This window comes from Novimethylophilus kurashikiensis (assembly GCF_003112435.1).
Lineage (GTDB): Bacteria > Pseudomonadota > Gammaproteobacteria > Burkholderiales > Methylophilaceae > Novimethylophilus > Novimethylophilus kurashikiensis.
Genome location: NZ_BDOQ01000003.1, coordinates 61,993 through 88,025, shown reverse-complemented (window position 1 = coordinate 88,025; position 26,033 = coordinate 61,993). Strand labels below are relative to the sequence as shown.

The window sequence follows — 26,033 nt, the reverse complement described above, 5'->3', positions numbered from 1 at the left end:
AGCTGTTTTGCGCTCGACTCTCACTTCATAACGCTCGACTAGAACACTATGCCAAAACGTACAGACATCAAATCCATCCTCATCATCGGCGCCGGCCCCATCGTCATCGGTCAGGCCTGCGAATTCGACTACTCCGGCGCTCAGGCCTGCAAAGCGCTGCGCGAGGAAGGCTATCGCGTCATCCTGGTGAACTCCAACCCGGCGACCATCATGACCGACCCGGACATGGCCGATGCGACCTACATCGAGCCGGTGACCTGGCAGATGGTGGAAAAGATCATCGCTGCGGAGCGTCCGGACGCACTGCTGCCGACCATGGGCGGTCAGACAGCGCTGAATTGCGCACTCGACCTGGATCGTCATGGCGTTCTGGCAAAGTACAACGTCGAACTGATCGGTGCTTCCAAGGAAGCCATCGACAAGGCCGAAGACCGTGAGAAGTTCAAGGCTGCGATGACCAAGATCGGCCTCGGTTCCGCACGTTCCGCTGTCGCGCACAGCCTGGAAGAAGCCCTGCAAGTGCAGGCGACCATCGGTTATCCCGCCATTATTCGTCCGTCCTTCACCATGGGCGGCTCCGGCGGCGGTATTGCCTACAATCGCGAAGAATTCATCGCCATTTGCGAACGCGGTCTTGAGGCCTCGCCCACCCACGAGTTGCTGATCGAAGAATCGCTGCTGGGCTGGAAAGAATACGAGATGGAGGTGGTGCGCGACCGCAAGGACAACTGCATCATCATCTGCTCCATCGAAAACCTGGACCCGATGGGCGTGCATACCGGCGACTCCATTACCGTCGCGCCCGCACAGACGCTGACGGACAAGGAATACCAGATCATGCGCGACGCCTCGCTGGCAGTGCTGCGCGAGATCGGTGTCGATACCGGCGGTTCCAACGTGCAGTTCTCGATCAATCCGCAAGACGGCCGCATGATCGTCATTGAGATGAATCCGCGTGTTTCGCGTTCGTCTGCTTTGGCTTCTAAGGCCACAGGTTTCCCCATTGCCAAGGTTGCAGCCAAGCTGGCCGTTGGTTTCACGTTGGATGAGCTCAAGAACGATATTACCGGCGGTGCAACTCCGGCTTCGTTCGAGCCCTCCATCGACTACGTGGTCACCAAGATCCCGCGTTTCGCCTTCGAGAAATTCCCGCAAGCCGATTCCCGTCTCACCACGCAGATGAAGTCCGTGGGCGAAGTGATGGCCATGGGCCGCACGTTCCAGGAATCCTTCCAGAAGGCCCTGCGCGGCCTGGAAGTGGGTGTGGACGGCCTGGATGAAAAGACCACCGACCGCGACTTGATCGAGAAGGAACTCGGCGAGCCCGGTCCTGAGCGCATCTGGTACGTGGGCGACGCCTTCCGCGTCGGCATGAGCGTGGAAGAAGTCCACGATCATTCCAAGATCGACCCGTGGTTCCTGGTGCAGATCGAAGACCTCATCAAGCGTGAAAACGCCCTTAAGGGCCGTGCACTGGGCGACCTCAACAAGGACGAGCTGTTCCAGCTAAAGCGCCGCGGCTTCTCCGACCGCCGTCTGGCCAGGCTGCTCGGTACAGACCAGCATGCCGTGCGTGCCATTCGTCACGCCCTCAACGTTCGCCCGGTCTACAAGCGCGTCGATACCTGTGCGGCCGAGTTCGCGACTTCCACGGCCTACATGTACTCCAGTTATGAAGAGGAGTGCGAGGCCCGTCCGACGGACAAGAAGAAGATCATGGTGCTGGGCGGCGGTCCGAATCGTATCGGCCAGGGCATCGAGTTCGACTACTGCTGCGTGCATGCGGCATTCGCCATGCGCGAAGACGGCTATGAAACCATCATGGTCAACTGCAACCCGGAAACTGTCTCGACCGACTACGACACGTCCGACCGCCTGTACTTCGAGCCGTTGACGCTCGAAGATGTGCTGGAGATCGTCGCCGTCGAGAAACCGGCCGGTGTGATCGTGCAATACGGCGGTCAGACCCCGCTGAAATTGGCGCGCGACCTGGAAAAGGCTGGCGTGCCCATCATCGGCACCAGCCCCGATGCTATTGACCGCGCAGAAGACCGCGAGCGCTTCCAGCAAATGCTGCATGAGCTCACCCTCAAGCAGCCGCCCAACCGTACGGCGCGTACTGAAGAAGAGGCTTTACGTCTCGCGACTGAGATCGGTTATCCGCTGGTGGTGCGTCCGTCCTATGTGCTGGGTGGTCGTGCGATGGAAATCGTGCAGGAACAGGCTCAGCTGGAACGCTACATGCGCGAAGCGGTCAAGGTTTCCAACGATTCGCCGGTATTGCTGGATCGCTTCCTCAACGATGCCAAGGAAGTCGATGTCGACGCGATTTGCGACGGCGAGGACGTGCTGATCGGCGGCATCATGGAACACGTGGAGCAAGCCGGTGTGCATTCCGGCGACTCCGCCTGCTCGCTGCCGCCTTACAGCCTGACCAAGGAAATGCAGGACGAACTGCGCCGCCAGACGGTCGTCATGGCCAAGGCGCTGGGCGTGGTCGGCCTCATGAACGTGCAGTTCGCGATTCAGGGTGAAACGGTCTTCGTCCTGGAAGTGAACCCACGGGCCTCGCGTACCGTGCCATTCGTATCCAAGGCCTGCGGCCTGCAACTGGCCAAGATCGCAGCACGCTGCATGGCCGGTCGTACGCTTAAGGAACAAGGCGTGACCCACGAGGTCGTACCTCCATATTATTCGGTGAAGGAAGCGGTGTTCCCCTTCATCAAGTTCCCGGGTGTCGATACCATTCTCGGGCCGGAAATGAAGTCCACCGGCGAAGTGATGGGCGTGGGTACGACCTTTGCAGAAGCCTTCGTCAAGTCACAGCTCGGCGCAGGTACCAAGCTGCCGTCTTCAGGTCGGGCGTTCATCAGCGTGCGCAAGGAAGATCGCGAAAAAGTGGTCGAGATTGCGCAATCGCTGGTCGGTCTCGGCTTCCAGTTGGTGGCGACCCGCGGTAACGCAGGCGTACTGTCCGAGGCAGGCTTGCAAGTGACACCGGTCAACAAGGTGACGGAAGGTCGTCCGCACATCGTCGACATGATCAAGAACGGCGAAATCAGCTTTATCGTCAATGTGGTCGAAGATAAGCGTGCAGTGCAAGACTCCTACGCTATCCGTCGTTCTGCGTTGCAGCACAAGGTGACCTACTACACCACGCTGGCGGGTGCCAAGGCCGCTTGTGCCGGTATGGCCCACATGCAGGAGCTGACGGTGGAGTCCTTGCAGCACTTGCACAAAAAACTCGCCTAACGATATTATTCAGCATACGAAACCACACCGGCATGACCGGCGTGGTTTCTTCTTTTTTATACGGGAAGTTTTTACTTTTTAGGAACCCAGCAGTGATCAAGATTCCATTGACCGTTAAAGGGGCCGAATTGCTCAAGGCCGAACTCCAGCGCCTGAAGAGCGTGGACCGCCCCGAAGTGATCCAGGCTATCGCGGAGGCTCGGGCCCAGGGTGACTTGTCCGAAAATGCAGACTACGATGCCGCCAAGGAGCGCCAAAGCTTTATCGAAGGTCGCATTGCCGATCTCGAGGCCAAGCTTTCCAATGCGCAAATCATCGATCCCACCCAACTGAATGCTGATGGTCGTTGCGTGTTTGGCGCCACCGTTGACCTGGAAGACCTCGATAGCGGCGACAGCGTCACCTACCAAATCGTGGGTGATGATGAAGCCAATATCAAGCTCGGTAAGATTTCCGTCGGTTCGCCCATTGCCCGAGCACTTATCGGCAAGCATGCCGGCGATATTGCCGAAGTGCAGGCTCCGGGTGGTGTTCGCGAATACGAAGTGCTGGACGTTCGCTACGTCTAGGAGATAGGCGCATGCAAAAACTGGCCGATCATCTCGCTGCGCTGATTGTGGTTGCCTGGGTGGGCGGCTTGTGGGCCGTGGGCTATCTCGTCGCGCCGACCTTGTTTCACACGCTGGGCGATAATCGGCAGTTGGCTGGCTTGCTTGCCGGAAAAATGTTCACCTGGATGTCGTATGTCGGCATCATCTCGGCGTTTTACCTGCTGACGCACCGTGCGGTGCGCCATGGCGGTGCGGCGCTCAAGCAAGGGTTCTTCTGGATTGTGCTAGCCATGTTGCTGCTGACGCTGGCCGGAGAGTTCGGAATTCAGCCGATTCTGGCCAAGCTGAAATCGCAGGCCGGGGCGGTGGATGTGATGCAAAGCATTTTTGCCGACCGCTTCCGTACCTGGCATGGGGTTGCCAGCATCGGCTATCTGATTGAAAGCCTGCTGGGCGTGGCGCTGGTGCTAAAAGAACGTTAGTTCTTGGGCAGGACGATCTTCGGTTCCTTGGCGGGACGATAGATCACCAACTGCTTGCCGATGTGCTGAACTTGCGCTGCACCCAGTTGTTCGCAGATTTCTTCATAAAGTTGAACCCGCAACTCGCGTTCGTCGCCGGCGACCTTGATCTTGATGAGTTCGTGCGCGGTGAGGCTGCGGTCGATTTCCTTGAGCACGGTTTCCGTGAGGCCGTTGTTGCCGATCATCACGACGGGGTTGAGGTCGTGGCTCGCAGAGCGCAAAAAGCGCACTTGTTTCGAATTGAGCGTTAGCATATGTATCTGATTTTCAAAGGACCGCATTCTAGCAAATGAAGCGTAGCCGCACCAGCAAAGCTTGGATGCAGGAGCATCTGAGCGACCAGTTCGTCAAGCGCGCCAATCAGGAAGGCTACCGCTCGCGCGCCGCCTACAAGTTAATGGAGCTGGATGACAAAGATAAATTGATTAGACCGGGAATGGCCGTTGTCGATCTCGGTGCAGCGCCCGGCAGTTGGTGCCAGGTGGTCGTGGAACGGCTCAAGGGCAAGGGGCGCGTGTTCGCGCTGGACCTTCTTGAAATGCATCCTATGCATGGCGTCGAATTCATCCAGGGCGACTTTACCGAGGACGCGGTGCTGCAACAGCTGGAAAATTTGCTCGGAGAGCAGCCGGTAGACCTTGTTATTTCCGATATGGCCCCCAACATGAGTGGCATGAGCGTCATCGACCAGGCGCGCTCCATGCACCTGGCCGAGCTGGCGCTGGATTTTGCTCAACATTGGTTGAAACCGGGCGGAAACTTTTTGGTCAAAGTTTTCATTGGCAGCGGCTTCGAGGAGTTGGTCAAAACAATGAAGCCGCAATTCGACAAAGTCGTCATTCGCAAACCCAAGGCCTCACGTGATCGCAGTGCCGAAACCTACCTGCTGGGGCTCGGTGCCAAGCGCGATGGGAAAACTGGCGTTTAACGGGCAATCGTATAGAATGGAAGCGCGTTAATACGCGAAATCTTTAGGAATTTCAATGAACAACATCCTCAGAAACATCGCAATCTGGCTCCTGGTGGCTCTGGTGCTGATGACCGTGTTCAATCAGTTCGGCGGGCAGCACAGCAACGAGACGCAACTGGTCTACTCGCAGTTCATCGACGAGGTCAAGAACCGCAACGTTTCCAAGGTTTCCATCGAAGGCCACGTCCTGCATGGCGTGAGCAACGACGGCAAGCGTTTCACCACCTACGCCCCGACCGACCCATGGCTGGTGTCCGATCTGTTGAAATACGGCGTTGTCGTGGAGGCGAAGCCGCAGGAAGAGCCGTCGATGTTGATGAGTATCTTCGTCTCGTGGTTCCCCATGCTGCTATTGATCGGCGTTTGGATATTCTTCATGCGCCAGATGCAGGGCGGGGGACGCGGCGGGGCGTTCTCATTCGGCAAGAGCAAGGCGCGACTGTTGGATGAGGACAACAACCAAGTCACTTTCGCCGACGTTGCCGGTTGCGACGAGGCCAAGGAAGAAGTCAGCGAGTTGGTCGATTTCCTGCGCGACCCCACTAAATTCCAGAAACTCGGCGGTCGTATTCCGCGCGGCGTATTGATGGTCGGTAACCCGGGGACCGGTAAGACACTGCTTGCGCGTGCCATTGCTGGCGAAGCCAAGGTGCCGTTCTTCAGCATATCCGGTTCAGACTTCGTCGAAATGTTCGTCGGTGTCGGTGCAGCCCGGGTACGTGACATGTTTGAGCAAGCCAAGAAAAGTGCGCCCTGCATCATCTTCATCGATGAAATTGACGCGGTTGGTCGCCAGCGCGGAGCCGGCCTCGGCGGCGGTAACGACGAACGCGAACAGACACTCAACCAATTGCTGGTCGAGATGGACGGCTTTGAGGGCAGCGTGGGCGTGATCGTCATTGCTGCGACCAACCGTCCCGACGTGCTCGATCCCGCCTTGCTGCGTCCTGGCCGTTTCGACCGCCAAGTCGTGGTGCCGCTGCCCGATATCCGCGGCCGCGAGCAAATTCTGCTGGTACATATGCGCAAGGTACCGATCGATGCCGACGTCAAGGCCGACATCATCGCCCGCGGTACGCCTGGCTTCTCAGGTGCTGACCTTGCCAACCTCGTGAACGAGGCTGCCTTGTTCGCTGCCCGCGGCAACAAGCGCGTGGTGGATATGGAAGACTTCGAACGCGCCAAGGACAAGATCATGATGGGTGCCGAGCGCCGCAGCATGGTCATGAACGACGAGGAAAAGCGCAATACGGCTTACCACGAGTCCGGCCACGCCATCGTCGCCAAGACCCTGCCGAAGTCCGACCCGGTGCACAAGGTCACCATTATTCCGCGCGGCCGGGCCTTGGGTGTGACCATGCAACTGCCGACGGAAGATCGCTATTCTTACGACCGCGTATTCCTGCTTAGCCGCATTGCCGTGCTGTTCGGGGGCCGCATCGCGGAAGAGCTGTTCATGAATCAGATGACGACCGGCGCTTCCAACGACTTTGAGCGTGCAACGCAAATGGCGCGGGATATGGTCACCCGTTACGGCATGTCTGACAAGCTGGGCCCCATGGTCTACGGCGAGAACGAAGGTGAAGTATTCCTCGGCCGTTCGGTGACGACGCACAAGAACATGTCGGAAGCCACCATGCAGCAGGTCGATGCGGAAATCCGCCGCATCATCGACGAGCAATATGGTCTTGCCCGCAAGATCCTCGAGGATAACCGCGACAAGGTCGAAGCCATGGCCAAGGCGCTGCTGGAGTGGGAAACCATTGATGCCGAACAGATCGACGACATCATGGCCGGCCTGCCTCCGCGTCCGCCCAAGCCCACGCCGATGAGCAGCGTGCCGCCGTCCGACAATAATAGCGGTTCTGCCGGTGCAGTTGCCGCCAAGCCGACGACGCGCCCTGCACAAGAACTTTAATCCTTAACTTCCAGAAGCCGATGGCGAGCCGCTAGAATAGAGCGCTCGCCATTTGCTTTTTCTGCACATGATTTTTCACTGCGGCCATTATCAACTCGACTTGTCCACACCTAAGGTAATGGGCATCGTCAACGTGACACCGGATTCCTTCTCGGACGGCGGACAGCATGCCAGCGTCCAGGCAGCGATTGCGCATGGCATGAGGTTGGTCGAGGAGGGCGCAGACATTCTCGATATCGGCGGGGAGTCCACCCGACCCGGTGCCGATCCCGTCTCATTGGAAGAAGAGCTGCGTCGCGTCATCCCGGTGATCGAAGGCCTGTCTAATAGAGTCGACGTGCCGATATCGATCGATACCTACAAGCCCGAAGTCATGAAGGCGGCCATCGCGGTAGGTGCGGATATCATCAATGACATCTGCGCCCTGCAGGAACCGGGAGGCCTCGAAATTGCCGCCGCCAGCAACGCAGGCATTTGCCTCATGCACATGCAGGGTACGCCCCAGACCATGCAGGCCGAGCCGTACTACGACAACGTGGTGGAAGAAGTGAACACTTTCTTGCTCCAACGTGCTGAAGCCGCCTTGGCGGCGGGCATTCCGCGCGAACGCATCATGTTGGATCCCGGTTTCGGCTTTGGTAAGCGCAGCGTGCACAACATTGCGCTGCTGCGTGAAATGCCATCGCTCTGCGCGTTGGGATATCCCGTGCTGGCCGGTCTTTCGCGCAAGTCGGTGTTGGGGCGGATCACCGGTAATCGGGTGGAAGACAGGATACCGGCGAGCGTAGCCGCCGCCGTGGTGGCTGCGATGAAAGGGGCGCGAGTACTGCGCGTGCACGACGTGCGTGAAACCAAAGACGCCTTGGCGGTCGCGGCGACCGTGTTGTAAGTCTAGAATTCAAAGAAGATCATTCAAGAAGCAAACGATGACAAGAAAATATTTCGGTACCGACGGTATACGCGGCAAAGTGGGAGAAGGCCCGATTACGCCTGAATTCGTCATGCGTTTGGGCTATGCCGCCGGCAAGGTGTTGTGCGGACTTGACTACCATCTGGGACAAGGCGAGCACCCAGCCGTATTGATCGGCAAGGACACGCGCATTTCCGGCTACATGCTGGAATCCGCTCTGCAAGCCGGATTATCCGCCGCGGGTGTCGACGTGCTGCTCACCGGCCCGATGCCGACGCCTGCCGTCGCCTATCTGACGCGTGCACTACGCGCACAGGCTGGCATTGTCATTTCTGCATCGCACAACCCGTTCGAGGATAACGGCATCAAGTTCTTCTCGGCTGACGGCACCAAATTGCTCGACGGTATCGAGAAACAGATCGAAGCCGAGCTTGATCGCCCCATGCAAATCAAGCCCTCGGCACAACTCGGCAAAGTGCGTCGCATCAATGATGCAGCAGGCCGTTACATCGAATTCTGCAAGAGCACTTTTTCTAACGCGCTCGACCTGCGCGGCAAGAAGATCGTGCTTGATTGCGCTCACGGCGCGACCTATCACATCGCCCCGCATGTCTTTCACGAGTTGGGGGCCGAGGTGATGAGCATCGGTGTCAAGCCGGACGGCTTGAACATCAACGACAACGTTGGCTCCACGCATCCGGCTACCTTGATACAGGCCGTGCTCGACTATCAAGCGCAGCTGGGTATCGCTTTCGACGGCGATGGCGACCGTGTGGTCATGGTGGATGCGCAGGGTAATATCCTCGACGGCGATCAACTGCTCTATCTTATTGCTGCGCATCGCCAGCGTAGCGGCAAGCTGCAAGGCGGGGTAGTCGGTACGCTGATGAGTAACCTCGGCTTCGAGCATGCGCTGGGACGACTCGATATTCCCTTTGTTCGCGCCAAGGTGGGCGACCGTTACGTGCTGGAACTGCTCAACGAAAAGGGTTGGCTGCTCGGCGGGGAAAACTCCGGCCACATCATTTGCCTCGATAAGCATACGAGCGGGGATGGTATCGTCGCTGCGTTGCAGGTGCTGGAGGCCATGTGCGAAACCGGGAAATCACTTCAAGCGCTCCTGTCCGATCTCACCATGTACCCGCAAGTGCTGGTCAACGTGAAGGTGGCGGGGCGTATCGACCTGGACAATCATGCTGCCATTCAGGCCGCCGTCACAGAGGCGGAAAGCCAGTTGGACGGCCGTGGCCGCGTGCTGCTGCGTGCATCCGGAACCGAGCCCAAGATCCGGGTGATGGTGGAGGGGCAAGAGCGTACCCTGGTCGAAGGCCTGGCCGATCGTATTGCCGAGGCAGTGCGTGCCGCTTGCTAGTCGTGCTTCATCAAATAAAAACAAAAGCTTAACAATAATTCCATAATCCCATGCCAAGCTGGCTGCATGGGAAATCAAGCACTCCACCCCATTCGCCACCGCATGGGGCATTACGTCAGCCACCTGGGCGAGTTCGACCTCGCGCTGTGTGTCCGCTTCAACCGTTCCAGCCGCCGCGTATGGGTCCGCCAGCTATTCTGCATCGTAAGCAAGCTGGGCGACGGATGGTTCTGGTATGTGGTCATCATGGGCATTCTGCTGTCGCAGCAATTGGAAGGCTTGACGGCCAGCCTGCATATGATCGCCGCCGGCCTGACGGGCACATGGATGTACAAATCGATTAAGGGCAAGGCTTCGCGTCCGCGTCCGTTTGAAGTTGAACAAGCGATTTCTCTGGGCATGCCACCGCTGGACCGCTTCAGCTTCCCTTCCGGCCATACCCTGCATGCCGTCGTGTTCACCATGGTCGCGCTGGAGTATTACCCGGTACTGGCCTGGCTACTGATTCCGTTTACCTTCCTGGTAGCGGCTTCCCGCGTCGTGCTGGGCTTGCACTACCCCAGCGATGTCTTGGCTGGCGCCATCATCGGCGCGGTCATCGCCCAGATTTCCTTCCTGTTCTGAGCCAGCGGCCCCGTGCCGTAAGGGTGGATGGGCTGGGGATGCCGTGTTTGCAAGTGCATCAAACACTGTTGCCTCAAGCGTGCCTGCCAGGATCGATCCTTGATTTGCGGATCGGCCTCCCACAAGGGCTGCAGGCCAGATAGCAGGCGCTCTATGTGCGAAAGCAGGGTTTGCGTATGGGATACGTAGTAAACGAAATGCTCGAACACTCGCTTGTCCAACAGCAAGGCGGCGCGATAGAGCGTCTGCGGCAGCCTGAGCAGGCGCAGCAGCCTATCTGCGTGTTCTAGTTTCCACAGGGCGCGCGCCACCCGCCACGGCTGGCAGCGGAAGCCGCGGGAGAGAAAGGCGGTAAGCACAGTTCGGTGCTGCCGCAGTAACCGGTGCGGTGTCGTATCGGTCAGGGGTGCCAAATGTGCATCGGCTGCCCATTCCGAACAGATATGCGTGAGCATCGAGGTTTCTAGCCACATGGCTTCATGGGCCGGCACGAAATGGTTGTGGGCCACTATGTCGACATACAAGTGACTGGCGTAGCCGATGGCAATGGCTAAGTCTTCGTCGCTGTGGGCGCTGCTCAATAAATGCCGGCATTGCTCCCATTGGTGCGTGTGGCGGAAGGTCGGGGATACGAGGGCCAAGTCGGGCAGACACGCGCCCGCCATGACCAACTCTGGGAAGCGCTGGACGGCTCGTCGCAGGTTGGGGTCGAGCAAAGGCAAGGTCCAGACCAGCCATTGGGCGAAATAAACATGCGTCATCAACCCCCAGGCATGTGCATCAAGGCTGTGCAGGGCCAGCGGGGCGAGCCAAGCGAAGCGGACCAGTTGCTTTTGCATGACGCACAGTCTCGATACTGTTCATGAAGCCGCCATGACAGCCTCGTGATCTTATGATGACAGTGCCTCGCACGATGAGGATTGTTATACTTCGCCGGATAACAATTTTGAAAGCTCGCAATGGAAAGCCCTTTCAAAGGTAAAACCGGCCTCGTCCGGCTGTGGAACGCGCTGCATTATTCGCTTGAGGGCTACAAGGCCGCCTTCCGGCACGAGGATGCCTTCCGTCAGGAAGTGCTGATGGCGGTCATCTTGATTCCCTTGGGGCTGTATCTAGGCAAGACCGGCGTCGAGCGTGCCTTGCTGGTGGCCAGCGTGCTGCTGGTGATGATGGTGGAGTTGCTCAATTCCGCCGTTGAGGCGACGGTTGACCGGATTTCTTTGGAAAACCATGCTCTGGCCAAGCGCGCCAAGGATATCGGCAGCGCCGCCGTGCTGACCAGCCTGACGTCTCTCGTCGCCGTGTGGGGGCTCATCCTGATCTCGCGCTGAGGCGCTGACATGTTGCTGTCATGATGGCTGCCTACCATACCGTGAATTCCACTCACGGATCAGGCAGCCATGAAAATCCTGTTCGTCTCCGACGTTTATTTTCCCCGCATCAACGGCGTTTCCACTTCCATCCAGACGTTTCGACATGAACTGCGTGAGCGCGGTCACGTCGTTCATCTGATCGCTCCTGATTACTACATGCCGAGCGACGACGAAAGCGACATCCTGCGCGTGCCATCCCGAAGTTTGCCGATGGATCCGGAAGATCGCCTGATGAAATATTCCTGGGTGATAAAACACTTGCCGAGGCTGCGCGCAGAGAACTACGATCTCGTGCATGTCCAGACGCCTTTTGCTGCGCACTATCTCGGGCTCAAGCTGGGGCGCACGCTGGGTATTCCTTGCGTCGAGACCTATCACACCTTTTTCGAGGAATACCTTTACCACTACATTCCGTTCCTCCCCAAAAGTGTGCTGCGTTTCGCGGCGCGTGCTTTCTCGCGTCATCAAGGCAATGCGCTGGACGGTATGGTCGTGCCTTCGCGGCCCATGCTTGATGTACTGAGAAAGTATGGAGTGAATGCCAACGCCGAGATTATCCCCACCGGACTGCGACCGGAAAGCTTCAATCTGGGAGATGGTCCGGCATTCAGAAAGCGCTACGGAATTTCCCAGGAACGCCCGGTCATGCTGTTCCTGGGACGAGTCGCCCATGAAAAAAACATCGGATTCTTATTGCAGGTAGTGCAGGCGGTGAAGGCGCGGATTCCCGATGTCCTGTTGTTGATTGCAGGCGAAGGGCCGGCGCGTGAGGGGCTGGAACGTGAAACGGAAGCGCTGGGGTTGTCCGGAAATGTTCAATTCATCGGCTATCTTGACCGCCATACGGAACTCAATGACTGCTATCGTGCAGCCGATGTATTCGTGTTCTCATCGCGGACGGAGACGCAGGGCCTAGTGCTGCTCGAGGCCATGGCTCAAGGCGTGCCAGTCGTCTCCACTGCGGAAATGGGCACCAAGGACGTACTCAAGGATGGTTACGGCGTTTGGATCGCCGAGGAACAAGTGAATGACTTTTCCGAGAAGGTAGTACGCTTGTTGGAGGACGATGCCGCTCGCGGAGCCTTGAGCCTTGCAGCCGGACACTATGCCCGCCACTGGTCTGCCGGGAGCATGGCAGAAAAAATGCTCGACTTTTATCAAGCGCTGCAAATGCAATCCATGGTAGCCAGCTACCAGCCGGGCTAGAAGCGACGGTTCAATCGAACAGAGAAAGCAACTCGGCAGAAAACGCTGCCGAATACTTGATCAACGCCTAGATCGAATTTTGGCACTTTTTTTGTCCTTGGCTAGATGCACTGTCTGGTCTCTGGAACCGGCATGCCTTCTCGTTAGGATACCCCTCAGATAATTCCCAATATTAAAAATACAGCATCTTTGATAGACTCCCTCAAAAGAGCAAAAACCATTAATTTCCCGCATAGCGGGCAGGTGAGTCGTAGCTTTTTAGAATAAGAGATAACTACCCCAGATATGGCCTCAAGGTCGCCACTTTCGCTACTCCGAATTTACCTGCGCTTTGCGGCCGTCCTGCTGGTGATGGTCTTGTTCCCCGCCGCAGGGTATGCGGCATTTCCTGCGGTACTCCAGGGACAATGGTTCCAGATCAATGCCGATCAGGCATGTCATGGAGCGCTCATTCCGAGTGGTGGACAGCCTGTTGCCGGGAAAATTGCTCCCACTGGCGGATGCTTCGTCATGCAGGCAGACATTGCCTTGGATCAGGGTGGCCGTTATGTCATCGATTTCAAGAACTCCAGCGTCATCGGCTATTTCCGTCACGAGATTTATAACGACAGCGGCCAATTGTTGGCCAGGTTGGAAGGCGGCATTCAGAACAATGCCGAAAATCCGTTTTTCCTGCGGCACGGACGGGAAATCGACCTCACGCCAGGCCGCTACCGTGTCTTGACCTTGCTGGATTCGCCTTTCTTCTTGGCCCAGCCCCAGCCTTATATCGATACATCCAGCCATTACCAGCAAAGTATCATGCCTGGCAACGCGCTGGTGCTGATGTGCATGGGGGTGTTCATGGGCCTGGGGGTCTACTATGCCGCGCTTGCGGTGGTGCGACGCCGATTGGCAGAAGGCATGTACACCTTGTTCATCCTCGGTAACCTGCTTTATAACGGCACCGCCTTGCTGGTGTATCCGCAGCTGTTCGGCATGCACTGGTTTTATCTCATCAGCCTGCCGATCCTGTTCTCCAACTGTGCCTATATCTTCTTCGTCATGGGCCTGCTGGAGATCAACAAGCAATCCCATGCCCGGCTTTATCGCGCCGGCATCGCGATATTGAGCGTCCTGAGCCTGTTTATCCTGATGGCATGGTTTAAACCGAATTGGTCGCTCGAGCTCGATCGTTATGGGGTGGGACTTTTCCTCACTTACGGCCTGACTGCCGGTATCGTACGTGCTCGACAGGGGCATCCTTCGGCGCGCATCTATCTCATCGCTATCGCTGCATTTTTCATTCTGGGTACGGCGGCTATTTCACAAGCTCGATTCGATGCCATGTATACCTTGTATATCGAGCATTTGGGGCTGGGTGCCGTGGCCGTAGAAGTGGTCCTGCTGGCGCTGGTGCTTTCCTACCAATTCGCCCAGTTGCATCGCGACAAGGAGTTTGCGCTGGCGAGAGTGGAGCACAGTACGCGCATTGCCTATACGGATGCATTGACCGGATTGCCGAATCGCTACGTTCTAGAGCTTGAACTGGAGCGGTTGCCGTCGCATGGGAGCCTGACATTCATCGATTTGGATGGGCTCAAGCACTACAACGACCAATACGGTCACGAGCGCGGCGACGACTTGCTGCGCAGTTTTTCCAGCCACTTGGCCGAGCGTCTCAACCGTCGGGCCAACCTGCATCGTCTGGGGGGCGATGAATTCGCCATTACTTGCCATGACGGCGATCTGACCTGGGTGGAAAACATGATTGCCGAAGCCGTATCCCGCATGCAGTTGGCCGGTTACGAATTTGCCGGCGCGAGTAGCGGTTCGGTGCATGTGCACGAATGCCCAAGCCGCAAAGAACTCAAGCATACGGCAGATACCCGCATGTACGAGAACAAGCGGCGGCGGCAAAACCGCGACCGGTAGCGCGACAGCACGGGTGATCCCGACTTCGTCACCACCGGCCGCTTTGATGGCATCGACTTTAAAAGGGAGAAAAAATGCAAAAAAAGCGTCTGGATGTCGGCATGCTGTGGCCGGTGTTGGCCTTGATCCTCGTTCCGTTGGCCATGGCTTGGTTGGCTTATCCATCACATCTTCCGCCAGGCTTCGGGATATTTCCGCCGGCGTTCGTCGCAGCGCCTCCCGGCTTTAGCCTTCCTATATTCATCCTCATAGCGCTTGCGGAGGCTGCTGTCGCGGTGTTCCTGTTGTTTCCGTCCTGGTTCGGGTTCAAGCCGGTAACTCCGGCACCCATGCCGCAAAAGGCCAAGCTGCCGGTTTGGTTCTGGATAGGTGCGGCGGCAACGCTATTTTTCTGGTGGTTGATGTGGAAACGTGTCACCCCTTTCGGCGATCTCGTCTATTACGCTTTTTCTCCGCTTTGGTGGGGCTTCATCCTCACGCTGGACGGGTTGGTCTATCGACGTGCCGGCGGCAAGTCCTTGCTGGCGTCTAAACCGAAGACCTTGCTGATCAGCGCGATGGTATCCATCGGCGGCTGGATTTTTTTCGAATACCTCGATTATTTCGTGCTCGGCAATTGGTACTACCCCAACGGTCACATGCCGGAGCTCAGTCATGCCAAGATCGTCGTGTTGTTCCTGATCGCCTATACGACGGTATGGCCGGCATTGTTCGAGTGGTATAACTTATTAAATACGTTCCCTACATTGGTCGCTCGCTACGCCAATGGGCCTAAGCTGTCTTTGCCTGGAAATCTGATGCTTTGGGGAGGTCTGGCATCCGTTGCTGCCATGGTGTTCTTGCCTTACCCGCTGTTCTGGGTGATGTGGATCGGGCCGCTTGCGGTGTTCGCGGGGATGCTGATCAGCAACAATCTACCATCACCCTTTGCAGCACTGGCGCAAGGTAATTGGAGTCCTATGCTGTTGATCGCGTTGGGCTCCCTGTTCAATGGATTCTTCTGGGAATTCTGGAATTGGTGCAGTGCCAACCCTAATCCCTTGCCTGCCACTAACCCTAACTACTGGATTTATGACATTCCATACGTCAATGTGATCCATATTTGTGCCGAGATGCCGCTCCTCGGTTTTGCCGGATACCTGCCTTTTGGCATCCTGGTCTGGGTTCTGTTTATTTGGGCTGGCGAAGTATTCGGGTTCGACAGCGATATTACGCTGGATTAAATCTCTCACCCTGCCGCCGCTTACCAGCGGCGGCTCACCATGAAGTGCAGGAACAGCGCTTCGTTTCTTAGCTGGGCATCCGAGCCAAAAATCGGCAGATCGCTATTGGTGTAATTAACCTTCACCCTGGGGTCGTACTCCAGGCCGCCGGTAAAAGTCCATTCCGGTGACCAACGGTAGGCTGCGCCCAGCGTGATGTGATGTTCGAGGATGCCCGCCAGTTGGGGCGTTGTGTGCTTCTTGGGGATCGGGTTCTGGCCGTAGTTGTAGCCGGCGTATAGCGTCGTCTTGTCATCCAGCGTATAAGCCAATCCCGTTGCGATGACCCATTGGTTTTTCCAGTCCATGGTCGCCGATTGCGGGGGAAGGCTGGCCGGAGCAAGCGGGTTGTCGGGATTGCTGACGCGAAGTGTGCTTGTTCCTAGGGCGTCAGCCCAGTTAATCCAATTCAGCTTGAGCGAAAGCAGCCAGTTTTCATTCGGCTTGAAAGCGGCACCGAAGGCGATTTCGCGCGGCAGGGCAAAGCCGTGGATGCTGACGTCACGGTAGGTCACGTTCCCTACCTTGAAATAATCGCCGCTCAACGGCAAATCCGTCTTCTCGGTATAGGCCGCACCCAGCGTGAGGTTGGGCGAGACGCGATACTGCGCGCCCAGCTTGAAGCCGACATTGAGCGCACTGGCATCCTGGAGGTCGAAGCCCCCCGGCGTATGCTTGAATACCTCTTCATCGAGCGAGGCATAAACGATAGCCAGGCTGGCACCTAGCGAGAGGTTGTCGGTGACCTGGCAACCCATGCCTGGCGTGACCTTGGCAATGCCGAATAGCGAGGAAAACGTATCCTTGGTACCGGCAAACGTCTTGAGGCTATTGAACACGCCGCCCGCGCCACCTTGGGCAAACAGCCCGATGCCGGCCGTACATGGCAGGCTTTCCAGCGATCGTGCATAACCGCCGCCGCCCAACAGGGTGTACTGGTTGGATGCAGATTCGTTATTGCCGAACTGGTCCTTATGGGCGAGATCAATCGTCCTCAGGATGGAGCCGAATACGTCGAGTGCCTGACCGTTGATTTGCGTCAATCCTGCCGGGTTGGTGTTGAGCGCGCTGGTATCGCGCGCCACAGCTACATCGGCACCGCCCATCAAGGTGGACTCTGCACCGAAACCGATCAGGTTGAAGCCGTTGGTAGCGTAGGCGGGAAAGCTGGCGAGAAGCGGGAGAATGAAGGCTGCGAGCGCTGCCGATCCGGATCGCTGCGTGAGGCGCGTCGAGAAAAACAAAATCGGAACCCCCTAAATTAGACTGAGCTGTATTTTTTAGTAGTTTCCCACAAGTGGCTCAGGCGTGTCTGTAGGTGGATTCCTATTAGATGTATTTTTTATAATGTTTATTAACGACTTGTTTAATTCAAACCCTGATATTTGATCTCGCTGTAAATGCGCCATTTGGTGTTGGGGCAGCCCTGCTGGAAACGCTTGAAAACCTCGGTGTTTCCCGTCAGCGTATCGATGACTTTGCGATCCCAAGCCAGTACTTGATATTCCAGGGCTTCAAGAAAATGTGCGAGTTCTTGTACGACGTTCATCTTCCCTTTCTCCTTTCACAATGCAGCAATTGAATCAAGCCGTAGCCAGATCGACGGCTACGGGGCGGAAATCGAGTGCGGAAAAGTCGTCATGCACGCCTTCGCCGAACTCGAGAATGGTGTCGTCCTCTTCGTCATGGAACCAGTTGAGGATGACGCGGTTGCTGGTGCAGGCGGTTTCGTTAAGCAACTCGAACATGCTGTAGAGCATCTTGGTCGCCGCGCTGTTGAAATAGGTCAGCCTGAAATTGATGTGGATTTCCTGGCCGTCAACACCCCGTAAATACCCTTCGAGCGCAGAAAGCAGTGGCTGGAAAAAATCGGCTGCATTTTCGGGATAGGCTTCGCCGGTCAGCGTCAGTTCGTGGCTGGAGAAGCGAAAATCCACTTCAGGCGAATGTGCGGTGCGTGCGAGGTATAAGTCGTTCATGGCAGGTCCTTTATACGGTGGCTTTCAGGTAGAAATAGGCGACATCGCGGTTTTCGGGCATCTCGACCAGCGAGTACTCGATAGGCTCGCTGGCATCGCGGGCCAAGGTGAGAAACCCCAGTCCTGCGCCCTTGCTGACGGTGTCGCCGCTGTGGTCGGCCTTGAGTTGCTCGCGGTAGGCTTGTTTGATTTGATCCAGCGTCATGGCCTGCAACGGTTCGATCTTGTCGCGAATGCGCTGGATATGGCGGCTTTCGACCAGGTTGCCGCACACGATGTAGAACTTGTCGCCCTGCTTGCCGACGGCCACGGCGCCGACCCTCTGGGCATTGGTCCCCGGTACCGGCGGTGAGTAGTGCAAGGCGTTCTGCACCATTTCGATGAAACTGGAAAACAGCTTTCTGGCTTTTGGGCCACCAGTATCCTGGCTTTCCAGGCGCTGCTTGAGCGCATCGCCCATGGTGGCGATCACGTTCTGGGACAGGTCGCCGTTGTAGTAGAACAGCACGCCGTTGAAATCGGCGGTATTGCGGAACACGCTGAACAAATCGAGTTGCATGGATTGATCTTTTTCTAAGTTAAATGCAGGTTCTGGGTTGAATGCGATTCGGGTTAAATACGAAATCCCAGCAGGCTCACGTCGTCGCGGCGCCGCTGCTTGCCCTGGTAGGTGTAGAAGGCCTGCATGATGCGTTCCTTCTGAGCCACCAACGGCAGCTCGCTGTTTTCTACCAGTAGATTGCAAAAGCGTTTTTTGCCGAACGCTATGTCCTTGGTGCCGCCGATCTGATCGATGATGCCGTCCGTGGTGAGGTACACGCGCATGCCTTTGGAGAGCGCGATTTCCTTGTTGGTCCAGGTATAGTCCATCGGGGTGTCGACATAACCCACACCCTTGCGGTCGCCCTCGATGACGGTGACTTCAGTCGCGCCGTTTTCCAGGGTAAAGAGCGGCGTCTTGGCGCCGGCATAAATCAGCTTGCAGGATTCCACCCAGCAAAATGCCGTATCCATCCCGTCGTCCGATTGTTCCTTGTCCGGACTATGGGCGAAGCGCTGGCCTTCAATCGGCACGATGTTGTGTTCGCCGATCTGGCCCAGGGCGATCTTGACCTTGCGGTTCATCATTGCCAGCGCTCCAGCTGGGTCGCGACGGTTGTCCTCGAGCAGGATGTGATCGAGGAAAGACGCCATGATCAAGGTCATGAATGCGCCGGGCACACCATGACCAGTGCAGTCGATCAAGGCGATAAAAAAGCCATCCTCGAATTTCTTGCAGAAGTAATAGTCGCCGCCGACCTTGTCGCGCGGTTCCCAATGAATGAAGTAGTCGTGCAGCGCCGCTGCCATGTCCTCGCGCGAGGCGCGCAAGAAGGATTTCTGGATGACGCTTGCGTAGTTGATGCTCTCCATCACCAGGCGGTTTTTCTCGGCCTGCAGGTGGGTCACGATCTTCACCAAGTCTTCGCCGGTGCCGACGCCCAGGTATAACCCCGCATCGTCGGTGATCACGAACCCGTCGTTGAGCGTCTTGCCGCCGGCGCCGACGACCTTGAAGCTCAACTCCTGGATACTCATGTGCTCCGATACTACGAGCGGCTGCTTGTCCATGAAGGCGATGCAGCTCTTGCGGCCGAACAACTCGCGGCGAAACGGCTTGGCAATGCCGTCCATGAAGATGTTGCGGTTGATGAGCCCGATGGGCAGGCCGTTTTCCACGACCGGGAGACTGACGACATCAGAGCGCTCGCTCAAGAGCTGCATGACTTCGTCGTTGGTTTGGTGCGGGGCTACCGTGGGTGCTTCGCGCAACAGGCTGCGCGCAATGTATTCAGATTCGATTTCGCTCAATCCCGCCCGGGATTCGGCGATGGCAGCAGGGCTTAACATGTGCTTGGACTCTTTCTTGTCAGGATGAGCAAGAGTAAGACGCGGCTGTTAAGGCGACATGTCGTTTACATGATGGTTTTGTGTCAGGAAATCCCTACTTCAGATTAGAGAATCTGAAAAAAGCCACCATGTCGTGCAATTGGGATGAACGTTCAGCCAATTCATGCATGGCGTGGCGAGTGGCATCGATCTGTGTGGAGCCGGAGGCCGAGGTACGCGCCACGGTGTCGATGGTGAGCACGATGCCGCCCATCGCATGGGCCTGCTGCTCGGTGGCCTGAGCGATTTCCGACATCATCGTACTTACGGCTTCCACGGCCTGGTCGATTTCCATCATCAGACCGCCGATGGCCTCGCCCTGAGCGGCGCTGCGGCGTGCTTCTTCCTGGGCGATGTGGATTTTCCCCAGGGTTGCCTGCGTTTTCTGCTGCACCACTTGAACTGCGGAGGTAATGTCGGCAGTCGACGTCGCTGTGCGTTCCGAAAGCTTGCGCACTTCGTCGGCTACGACTGCGAAGCCGCGCCCAGCTTCGCCTGCACGTGCCGCTTCGATCGAAGCATTCAGCGCTAGCAGGTTGGTTTGCTCGGCGATATCACGAATGATGTTGCTCACGCTGCCGATGCGTTGCATGGCGGCGTCGAGTTCCGACATGGTTTGTGTAAGTTCGCTCACCGTGCCGTCCAAGTGCCGGAGCATGGCAATCGTCTCCTCGCCGGTCTGCTTGCCGGCCTTGATGCGTTCCCGCGTACGTCTGGTTTCGGCTGATGCATTGCCGGAGCTTTGTGCGATGTCGTTGGCGATCTTGCCTACGGCCTCGATAGCCACGCTGACTTCTTGTGCTTTTTCAGCCTGGACCCGCGCGCTGGCGCTGACGCCGGTGGCCATTTCTGCGACTTGGTTGGCCGCACCTGAGGTTTGTGCCGTGGTGTCGCTGGCATTGCGCAGTACGTCTTCCATCCGTGCAACAAAACTGTTGATGGCTCGCGCCATCTGGCTGATTTCATCATCCCCCTGCGCCGGAATGCGTTGCCCCAGATCGCCTTGCTGCAAGTGCTGGGTCGCCAGGTTAAAGGCCTCGACGCGTAAGCGCAGGCTACGGTTGAAGCGCAGTTGGAAAACACCGATCAGTACGCCAGAGACTAGCAGCGGTAGCAGTACTACCCATAGCACGCGTTGCACTTGCGAGGTGATGGCAGCTTTTGCGCTGGCTTCCAACGTGTGGTTGTCGGCAATGGTTTGGTCAAGCAGCCCGATTATCGGTTCCAGGTCGGATTTATAGAGCGCATCGGGAATCTGCAGCGCATCTTCCGGGTTCTCGGTCGCAATGCGGATAGCGTCTGAAAATCCCTTGCGATAGTTCGACCAGTGCTCCAGTACAGGCTTGGCTTGAGGTTGAGGCAATTGACCAAGGCTGGTGCGGATATGCTGGTCGATTTGGGCAAGCTTGTCGGCCGTATCCGGGAGGATCGGATCGGCTCGCGACATGGACAGTGCTTCTGCCTTTATCGTCAGCAGGCTGCGACTGATGCTCTGTCTATCCTGGTAATCGTCGAACTGCTGACGCAAGAGATGCAGATTAATGCTGACAAGCAAGGCCACACCCGCAAGGGGTAGGACGGTGATTGCGCTGAGGAGACGTAATTGCTGTTGTAATTTCATGATCAGGGAAGTAAGGAAATCCTGACCATCGTATTAAGGTTTTATTGCAATTTAATTACGGTAAAGCGATTAACCGAATTTCGGCTCCATGATCTGCTCATGATTCTGCGTCGGGATACGCCGCTCGACGAACAGGCTGTTGCCGGGAATCTTCTTGGCTTGTTTCTTGGCCACAGCGGCGGCAGCCGAGACTTCGTGGTGTGAACTAAAGGTGGCGGGTTCGACCAGCACGCTGCCGATGGAGAAGCTTACCAACGGTTGAAAACCGCGTTTGCCTTGCCGATCTTCGGTTTCGATACCGCCGCGCATACGGTCGTTTTCATTGTAGAAAGACGGCACGTTCTCGCTGAAGCGGGCGAGCAGCGTACGGCAGCGGCGCTCCCAGTCTGCGCTTTGGAATAGGATGATGAAGTCGTCGCCGCCTATATGGCCTAGAAAATCCCGGTCTGGGTCGCAGATTTCCTTGAGCAGCCGCCCGCTCATTTGGATGATTTCGTCACCCTTCTGGTAGCCGTATACGTCGTTGAAAGGCTTGAAGTGGTCGAGGTCGAAATAACAGGCCACGAAAGGCAGGTTTTCCTGCAGCAGGCAGTCGATGTGTTCGTTTATCGGCACGTTGCCCGGCAGCAGGGTCAAGGGATTGGCGTAGCGCGCGGCGCTAATCTGCATTTTGGTAATGAGGCGCAGCAGGTCGTGACCACTTCCCATGCCCACATAGTTGCCCTTGTCGTCGGTGATGATGAATCCCATCGACAGGTGATGCGGTTCGCTCGCCAGGATCAGGTCGCTCAACGCATGGATGGTCGTGGCGGTGTCGACGATGAGGGCCGACTTGTCCATCATCATCTCGCAGGGCTTGCGGCCGTAAAGTTCGCGGTGAAAAGGGCGGGCGAAACGGTCGATCATGGTGTCGCGTGCAATGATGCCGAGCGGCAGGCCGCTGCGCACCACAGGAATGGAATAGAGCTTGGGGTGCTTCTCGAAAATGGCATAGACGTCGTCGTTGTGACAGTCCGGATCGACAGGCGGCACTTGTTTGATGAGTTTTTCGACGGTGGCGCGATGATTCGATAAATAGCGTTGGCTGCCGCTGAAATTGCTGCCGATGAGGACTTGCGAGATCTCGGTCGGCAACTGGAGTTCCGGTTTCGGGTTGGGGCGGGCGATATGATAGCCCTGACCGTAAGCAATGCCGAGATCGCGCACGGCAATCAGTTCGGCCTCGGTCTCGATACCTTCGGCAATGACGCGGGCGCCTGATTTGTTGGCAATTTCCTGGATGGAACGCACGAACTGCAGCTTCAATGGATCGAGATTGATGCCCTGGATGAAGTGCATATCGATCTTGATGTAATTGGGGCGGAGCTCAGACCACAAACGCAGGCCGGAAAAACCTTCGCCCAGGTCGTCGATAGCGATCTCGAAGCCCATGTTGCGGTAGTGATGCGCGGCTTCGCGCAGCAATTGGTAATCCGTGGTCGGCGCGTTTTCGGTGATCTCGATGATGACCTGCTGGGGCTGGAGGCCGATTTCCTCAATGAATTTCAGCGTCTGGCCGGTTTTCCAGTCTTGCTGCAACAGCACATCCGGGCTGATGTTGAGGAAGACCTTGCCCTGGCCACCCAGGCGGGCGAAGGACTCGAGCACGATGCGGCGGCACAGGTATTCCACCTCGGCGACACGGTTGTGCTCACGGGCAGCCTTGAACAGCGTGACAGGGGAATGCAGAGGGCTGTCGGATGGGCCACGAATCAAGCCTTCGTAGCCGACGACCTTGGCTGTGGCAATGTCGAGGATAGGTTGGAACAGCGCGTTCAGGCGCTGGTTTTCGACGATTTCATGCAAGCGCTGACCGAGGTCTTCCTGCGCAGGACGCTGTGTTGCGGTGAAATTGCGGATGTCGAGGATGGTACTCATGACGGCCCCCATTTTTCTCTATTTAGGGGGCCAATCATGGTCCAGTTTTATGACAATGGTGTGACGTGACCGTTACATCGAGCGATCAGGCGTGAGGAAATCCTGACTTACAGGAAATGCAAACCCAGCCACCAGAACGCTGCCGCTATCAAGCCGCTGGCTGGGATCGTCAGTATCCAGGCAATGACCAAATTGAAGGCGATGCCCCAGCGGACGTCCCGGGTGCGTCGGGCGGAGCCTACCCCGATGATGGCGCCTGAGATCGTATGCGTGGTCGAGACCGGGATGCCGCCCAAGGTCGCCATGCCTAGACTGATGGCGCCGCCCATCGATGCGCAGGAGCCGCTCACGGAATTGAGCTTGGTGATCTTGGTACCCATGGTTTTGACGATGCGCCAACCGCCCATGTAGGTGCCGAGGGCAATGGCGAGATAACAGGAATACACCACCCAGTTGGGAAGCGTGCTGGCATCGGTGGTGGACACGCCTGCGCTGATCAGCAGTAGCCAGATTACGCCGATGGTTTTCTGGGCATCGTTACCGCCGTGTGCGAGGCTATAGGCGCCGGAAGCGACGAGCTGAATGCGGTCGAACCAATGGCTCACCTGGCCGGGGGTGCGGTCCCTGAACATCCAGGCGACCGCCACCATGAGCAGGCCGCCCAGCAGGTAGCCGACCAGCGGCGACAGTACGATGAACAGCAGAATCTTGCCGAAGCCGGACCAGATGATGGGCCCAGTGCCCCCGGCCTTGGTAATGGTCGCGCCCACCAGGCCGCCGATGAGGGCGTGCGACGAGGATGAAGGGATGCCGTAGTACCAGGTGATGAGATTCCACGACAGCGCACCGCATAGCGCGCCGAATATCACGTGGTAATCGACGAAACCCGGGTCAACCGTGCCTTTGCCAATCGTCGCCGCCACATGTAACTGGAACACCCACAAGGCGATGAAGTTGAACGCGGCTGCGAACAGCACGGCTTGTTTCGGTGTCAGTGCGCCGGTGGCGACGATGGTGGAAATGGAGTTGGCGCCGTCGTGGAAACCGTTCATGAAATCAAACGCCAGCGCCACGACGATCAGCAGCACCAACACCCAGAGGTGGATCGATGCGGCTTCCATTACGAATTCTCGATCAGGATTTCTTCGATGGTCTTGGCCGTGCCTTCGCAACGGTCAAGCACACCCTCGAGCAGGAAGTAAAACTCCTTCATCTTGATTGCCATCCACGGATCCGCGCCTTCGCGGAACAAACGTGTGATCGCGTTCTTGAGCACCTGGTCGCCTTTGGATTCGATCTCGTCGATTTCCTGGCACAGTGCAGCGGTTTCCTTGCGGCGGTCCTTATCGCCCAGGCTTACCATGGCCCGGTTGAGGCGCAGGCAGGCGTCGGCACCCAGGGCTGCCAGCTCGCGGGCTTCGGGGGTGGAGGCCTGGATGTTGTACATCTCGATGGCGTTGGCGACATTACGTAGCGCGCTCAGGATCTTGTCCATTTCCAACGTCAGATTGTGAATCTCGTCGCGGTCTAGCGGCGTTATGAAAGATTTATGCAGCAGGGAAATCAATTCGGCCTTGATCTTGTCGCCGCTCTTCTCGTTGAAATCGACTTCCTTGACCAACAGCTCGATGCCGTCGTTGCCGGTCCCAAGGTTGTTGACCAACCGTAGAGTGGCGTTGGCACTGGCAACCACCCGGTCGGAGTGTGCGGCGAGTAGTTCGAAAAACGCGACGCGTTGAGGCATGAGTCCGCTGAACATAACGACTTCCTGACTTTGAAATAATAAATTCATGAAATTGTAACAAATCGGACAGGGTTTAATCGTTCGCCAGGACGCGAAAAAACAAAACGCCCGCGCAGAGGCGGGCGTCCAGAGCCGGAAGAACCCGTGCTTTAGCCGAACTTGCCGGTGATGTAGTCTTCCGTCTCGCGGCGCTGCGGCTTGGTGAACATGGTATCGGTGTCGCCGATTTCGATCAGTTCGCCCAGGTACATATAGGCCGTGTAGTCGGAAACGCGGGCGGCTTGCTGCATGTTGTGGGTCACGATGACGATGGTGTAGTCGTTCTTGAGTTCGTGGATAAGCTCTTCGATGCGGGCCGTCGAAATCGGGTCCAGCGCGGAGCAGGGCTCGTCCAGCAGCAGCACCTCAGGACGAACGGCGATGCCGCGGGCGATGCACAGACGTTGCTGCTGGCCGCCGGAAAGGCTGGTGCCGGCCTGGTCGAGCTTGTCCTTCACTTCGTTCCACAGCGCGGCCTTTTGCAAGGCCCATTCCACGCGGTCGTTAAGTTCGGACTTGCCCACGCGTTCGTATAGCTTGATGCCGAATGCGATGTTGTCGTAGATCGACATGGGGAACGGCGTCGGCTTCTGGAACACCATGCCGACGCGGGCGCGGAGCAGGTTGAGGTCCATCTTGGGGTCGAGGATGTTCTCGCCGTCCAGGATGATCTCGCCCTCGGCGCGCAGGTTGGGATAGAGCTGGTACATGCGGTTGAAGGTGCGCAGCAGGGTGGACTTGCCGCAGCCGGAAGGGCCGATGAACGCCGTCACGCGCTTGTCCGCAATATCGAGGTTGACGTTCTTCAAGGCGTGGAACTTGCCGTAGTAGAAGTTCAGGTTCCTCACGGAAATCTTGTTCGATTCAGCCATGTGCGGCTCCTGTGCGTATTCAGGGTGCATGAGATGGGGGGCTTGGATATGTAGTT

Annotated in this window: 24 protein-coding genes; 12 read left to right on the top strand and 12 right to left on the bottom strand. The window is 57.3% G+C overall.

The annotated features are described in order from the left end of the window. The first annotated feature begins 48 nt into the window (after positions 1 to 48). The 3 genes from carB (at position 49) to NMK_RS03930 (ending at position 4,285) form a co-directional block, all read left to right on the top strand. The gene (gene carB / locus NMK_RS03940) at positions 49 to 3,252 is read left to right on the top strand and encodes a carbamoyl-phosphate synthase large subunit (protein ID WP_109014471.1); all 3,204 of its coding nucleotides are present in this window, start codon (positions 49 to 51) and stop codon (positions 3,250 to 3,252) included. A gap of 92 nt (positions 3,253 to 3,344) precedes the next feature. Then, positions 3,345 to 3,821, top strand: a complete 477-nt coding sequence (greA, locus tag NMK_RS03935; protein WP_227871355.1) for a transcription elongation factor GreA — start codon at positions 3,345 to 3,347, stop codon at positions 3,819 to 3,821. Positions 3,822 to 3,832: 11 nt separating this feature from the next. Further along, positions 3,833 to 4,285 carry a DUF4149 domain-containing protein gene (locus NMK_RS03930; RefSeq protein WP_109014469.1) on the top strand — a complete coding sequence of 151 codons (453 nt, stop codon included), beginning with the start codon at positions 3,833 to 3,835 and terminating at the stop codon, positions 4,283 to 4,285. On the opposite strand, the gene yhbY is transcribed toward NMK_RS03930, so the two are convergent. Beyond that, the gene (gene yhbY, locus NMK_RS03925; protein ID WP_109014468.1) at positions 4,282 to 4,581 is read right to left on the bottom strand and encodes a ribosome assembly RNA-binding protein YhbY; all 300 of its coding nucleotides are present in this window, start codon (positions 4,579 to 4,581) and stop codon (positions 4,282 to 4,284) included. The two genes, NMK_RS03930 and yhbY, sit on opposite strands and share 4 nt — an antisense overlap. A gap of 35 nt (positions 4,582 to 4,616) precedes the next feature. Between yhbY and rlmE the strand changes: the two genes are divergently transcribed. From rlmE to NMK_RS03900, 5 genes are all read left to right on the top strand, one after another. Further along, positions 4,617 to 5,255: a 23S rRNA (uridine(2552)-2'-O)-methyltransferase RlmE gene (gene rlmE / locus NMK_RS03920; RefSeq protein WP_109014467.1), complete on the top strand. Its 639-nt coding sequence runs from the start codon at positions 4,617 to 4,619 to the stop codon at positions 5,253 to 5,255. A gap of 55 nt (positions 5,256 to 5,310) precedes the next feature. Continuing rightward, positions 5,311 to 7,215 carry an ATP-dependent zinc metalloprotease FtsH gene (gene ftsH / locus NMK_RS03915; RefSeq protein ID WP_109014466.1) on the top strand — a complete coding sequence of 635 codons (1,905 nt, stop codon included), beginning with the start codon at positions 5,311 to 5,313 and terminating at the stop codon, positions 7,213 to 7,215. A gap of 67 nt (positions 7,216 to 7,282) precedes the next feature. Beyond that, positions 7,283 to 8,104 (top strand): dihydropteroate synthase, encoded by an 822-nt coding sequence (gene folP, locus NMK_RS03910; RefSeq protein ID WP_109015049.1) that lies wholly within the window; start codon positions 7,283 to 7,285, stop codon positions 8,102 to 8,104. A 37-nt stretch (positions 8,105 to 8,141) separates the two neighbouring features. Beyond that, positions 8,142 to 9,497, top strand: coding sequence for a phosphoglucosamine mutase (gene glmM / locus NMK_RS03905; RefSeq protein ID WP_109014465.1), 1,356 nt, complete (start codon positions 8,142 to 8,144; stop codon positions 9,495 to 9,497). A gap of 66 nt (positions 9,498 to 9,563) precedes the next feature. Further along, on the top strand, positions 9,564 to 10,121 hold the full coding sequence (locus NMK_RS03900) for a phosphatase PAP2 family protein (RefSeq protein WP_370848367.1): 558 nt from the start codon (positions 9,564 to 9,566) through the stop codon (positions 10,119 to 10,121). Here the strand turns inward: NMK_RS03900 and NMK_RS03895 are convergent. Continuing rightward, positions 10,052 to 10,960, bottom strand: coding sequence for a zinc dependent phospholipase C family protein (locus NMK_RS03895; protein WP_109014463.1), 909 nt, complete (start codon positions 10,958 to 10,960; stop codon positions 10,052 to 10,054). The genes NMK_RS03900 and NMK_RS03895 overlap by 70 nt on opposite strands. 120 nt (positions 10,961 to 11,080) lie before the next feature. Here NMK_RS03895 and NMK_RS03890 point away from each other — a divergent pair, with 120 nt between their 5' ends. From NMK_RS03890 to NMK_RS03875, 4 genes are all read left to right on the top strand, one after another. Next, on the top strand, positions 11,081 to 11,452 hold the full coding sequence (locus NMK_RS03890) for a diacylglycerol kinase (protein ID WP_109014462.1): 372 nt from the start codon (positions 11,081 to 11,083) through the stop codon (positions 11,450 to 11,452). Positions 11,453 to 11,521: 69 nt separating this feature from the next. Then, entirely contained in the window at positions 11,522 to 12,700 is a 1,179-nt protein-coding gene (locus NMK_RS03885; RefSeq protein ID WP_109014461.1) for a glycosyltransferase, read from the top strand. A gap of 285 nt (positions 12,701 to 12,985) precedes the next feature. Next, complete coding sequence (locus tag NMK_RS03880; RefSeq protein WP_227871354.1) at positions 12,986 to 14,614, top strand: GGDEF domain-containing protein; 1,629 nt, start codon at positions 12,986 to 12,988, stop codon at positions 14,612 to 14,614. 74 nt (positions 14,615 to 14,688) lie between these two features. Further along, positions 14,689 to 15,837, top strand: coding sequence for a mechanosensitive ion channel protein MscS (locus NMK_RS03875; RefSeq protein ID WP_109014460.1), 1,149 nt, complete (start codon positions 14,689 to 14,691; stop codon positions 15,835 to 15,837). A 20-nt stretch (positions 15,838 to 15,857) separates the two neighbouring features. Here NMK_RS03875 and NMK_RS03870 read toward each other — a convergent pair whose 3' ends face one another. The 10 genes from NMK_RS03870 to pstB all read right to left on the bottom strand — a co-directional run bounded on the left by NMK_RS03870 (position 15,858) and on the right by pstB (position 25,977). After that, positions 15,858 to 17,120, bottom strand: a complete 1,263-nt coding sequence (locus NMK_RS03870; protein ID WP_306419334.1) for an OmpP1/FadL family transporter — start codon at positions 17,118 to 17,120, stop codon at positions 15,858 to 15,860. A 122-nt stretch (positions 17,121 to 17,242) separates the two neighbouring features. Beyond that, positions 17,243 to 17,425, bottom strand: a complete 183-nt coding sequence (locus NMK_RS03865) for a hypothetical protein (protein ID WP_109014459.1) — start codon at positions 17,423 to 17,425, stop codon at positions 17,243 to 17,245. A 34-nt stretch (positions 17,426 to 17,459) separates the two neighbouring features. Continuing rightward, positions 17,460 to 17,855, bottom strand: coding sequence for a DUF1987 domain-containing protein (locus NMK_RS03860; protein WP_109014458.1), 396 nt, complete (start codon positions 17,853 to 17,855; stop codon positions 17,460 to 17,462). Positions 17,856 to 17,865: 10 nt separating this feature from the next. Then, on the bottom strand, positions 17,866 to 18,414 hold the full coding sequence (locus NMK_RS03855) for a SiaB family protein kinase (RefSeq protein ID WP_109014457.1): 549 nt from the start codon (positions 18,412 to 18,414) through the stop codon (positions 17,866 to 17,868). Between the two features lie 53 nt (positions 18,415 to 18,467). Further along, positions 18,468 to 19,745, bottom strand: a complete 1,278-nt coding sequence (locus NMK_RS03850; RefSeq protein WP_109014456.1) for a SpoIIE family protein phosphatase — start codon at positions 19,743 to 19,745, stop codon at positions 18,468 to 18,470. Between the two features lie 94 nt (positions 19,746 to 19,839). Beyond that, entirely contained in the window at positions 19,840 to 21,405 is a 1,566-nt protein-coding gene (locus tag NMK_RS03845) for a methyl-accepting chemotaxis protein (RefSeq protein ID WP_109014455.1), read from the bottom strand. 69 nt (positions 21,406 to 21,474) lie between these two features. Then, positions 21,475 to 23,322, bottom strand: a complete 1,848-nt coding sequence (locus tag NMK_RS03840; protein WP_109014454.1) for a GGDEF domain-containing protein — start codon at positions 23,320 to 23,322, stop codon at positions 21,475 to 21,477. A gap of 107 nt (positions 23,323 to 23,429) precedes the next feature. After that, the gene (locus NMK_RS03835; protein WP_109014453.1) at positions 23,430 to 24,443 is read right to left on the bottom strand and encodes an inorganic phosphate transporter; all 1,014 of its coding nucleotides are present in this window, start codon (positions 24,441 to 24,443) and stop codon (positions 23,430 to 23,432) included. Then, entirely contained in the window at positions 24,443 to 25,081 is a 639-nt protein-coding gene (locus NMK_RS03830; RefSeq protein ID WP_109014452.1) for a DUF47 domain-containing protein, read from the bottom strand. Before NMK_RS03830 ends, NMK_RS03835 begins: the two co-directional genes overlap by 1 nt. 134 nt (positions 25,082 to 25,215) lie before the next feature. Further along, positions 25,216 to 25,977 (bottom strand): phosphate ABC transporter ATP-binding protein PstB, encoded by a 762-nt coding sequence (gene pstB / locus NMK_RS03825; RefSeq protein ID WP_265415757.1) that lies wholly within the window; start codon positions 25,975 to 25,977, stop codon positions 25,216 to 25,218. Positions 25,978 to 26,033: the final 56 nt, after the last annotated feature.

What these genes read in the sequence shown, in the direction of transcription:
- carB (WP_109014471.1), top strand. Translation starts at nt 49, where the DNA reads ATGCCAAAACGTACAGACATCAAATCCATCCTCATCATCGGCGCCGGC.
- NMK_RS03930 (WP_109014469.1), top strand. Translation starts at nt 3,833, where the DNA reads ATGCAAAAACTGGCCGATCATCTCGCTGCGCTGATTGTGGTTGCCTGG.
- yhbY (WP_109014468.1), bottom strand. Translation starts at nt 4,581, where the DNA reads ATGCTAACGCTCAATTCGAAACAAGTGCGCTTTTTGCGCTCTGCGAGC.
- rlmE (WP_109014467.1), top strand. Translation starts at nt 4,617, where the DNA reads ATGAAGCGTAGCCGCACCAGCAAAGCTTGGATGCAGGAGCATCTGAGC.
- ftsH (WP_109014466.1), top strand. Translation starts at nt 5,311, where the DNA reads ATGAACAACATCCTCAGAAACATCGCAATCTGGCTCCTGGTGGCTCTG.
- folP (WP_109015049.1), top strand. Translation starts at nt 7,283, where the DNA reads ATGATTTTTCACTGCGGCCATTATCAACTCGACTTGTCCACACCTAAG.
- glmM (WP_109014465.1), top strand. Translation starts at nt 8,142, where the DNA reads ATGACAAGAAAATATTTCGGTACCGACGGTATACGCGGCAAAGTGGGA.
- NMK_RS03900 (WP_370848367.1), top strand. Translation starts at nt 9,564, where the DNA reads ATGGGAAATCAAGCACTCCACCCCATTCGCCACCGCATGGGGCATTAC.
- NMK_RS03895 (WP_109014463.1), bottom strand. Translation starts at nt 10,960, where the DNA reads ATGCAAAAGCAACTGGTCCGCTTCGCTTGGCTCGCCCCGCTGGCCCTG.
- NMK_RS03890 (WP_109014462.1), top strand. Translation starts at nt 11,081, where the DNA reads ATGGAAAGCCCTTTCAAAGGTAAAACCGGCCTCGTCCGGCTGTGGAAC.
- NMK_RS03885 (WP_109014461.1), top strand. Translation starts at nt 11,522, where the DNA reads ATGAAAATCCTGTTCGTCTCCGACGTTTATTTTCCCCGCATCAACGGC.
- NMK_RS03880 (WP_227871354.1), top strand. Translation starts at nt 12,986, where the DNA reads ATGGCCTCAAGGTCGCCACTTTCGCTACTCCGAATTTACCTGCGCTTT.
- NMK_RS03875 (WP_109014460.1), top strand. Translation starts at nt 14,689, where the DNA reads ATGCAAAAAAAGCGTCTGGATGTCGGCATGCTGTGGCCGGTGTTGGCC.
- NMK_RS03865 (WP_109014459.1), bottom strand. Translation starts at nt 17,425, where the DNA reads ATGAACGTCGTACAAGAACTCGCACATTTTCTTGAAGCCCTGGAATAT.
- NMK_RS03860 (WP_109014458.1), bottom strand. Translation starts at nt 17,855, where the DNA reads ATGAACGACTTATACCTCGCACGCACCGCACATTCGCCTGAAGTGGAT.
- NMK_RS03855 (WP_109014457.1), bottom strand. Translation starts at nt 18,414, where the DNA reads ATGCAACTCGATTTGTTCAGCGTGTTCCGCAATACCGCCGATTTCAAC.
- NMK_RS03850 (WP_109014456.1), bottom strand. Translation starts at nt 19,745, where the DNA reads ATGTTAAGCCCTGCTGCCATCGCCGAATCCCGGGCGGGATTGAGCGAA.
- NMK_RS03845 (WP_109014455.1), bottom strand. Translation starts at nt 21,405, where the DNA reads ATGAAATTACAACAGCAATTACGTCTCCTCAGCGCAATCACCGTCCTA.
- NMK_RS03840 (WP_109014454.1), bottom strand. Translation starts at nt 23,322, where the DNA reads ATGAGTACCATCCTCGACATCCGCAATTTCACCGCAACACAGCGTCCT.
- NMK_RS03835 (WP_109014453.1), bottom strand. Translation starts at nt 24,443, where the DNA reads ATGGAAGCCGCATCGATCCACCTCTGGGTGTTGGTGCTGCTGATCGTC.
- NMK_RS03830 (WP_109014452.1), bottom strand. Translation starts at nt 25,081, where the DNA reads ATGTTCAGCGGACTCATGCCTCAACGCGTCGCGTTTTTCGAACTACTC.
- pstB (WP_265415757.1), bottom strand. Translation starts at nt 25,977, where the DNA reads ATGGCTGAATCGAACAAGATTTCCGTGAGGAACCTGAACTTCTACTAC.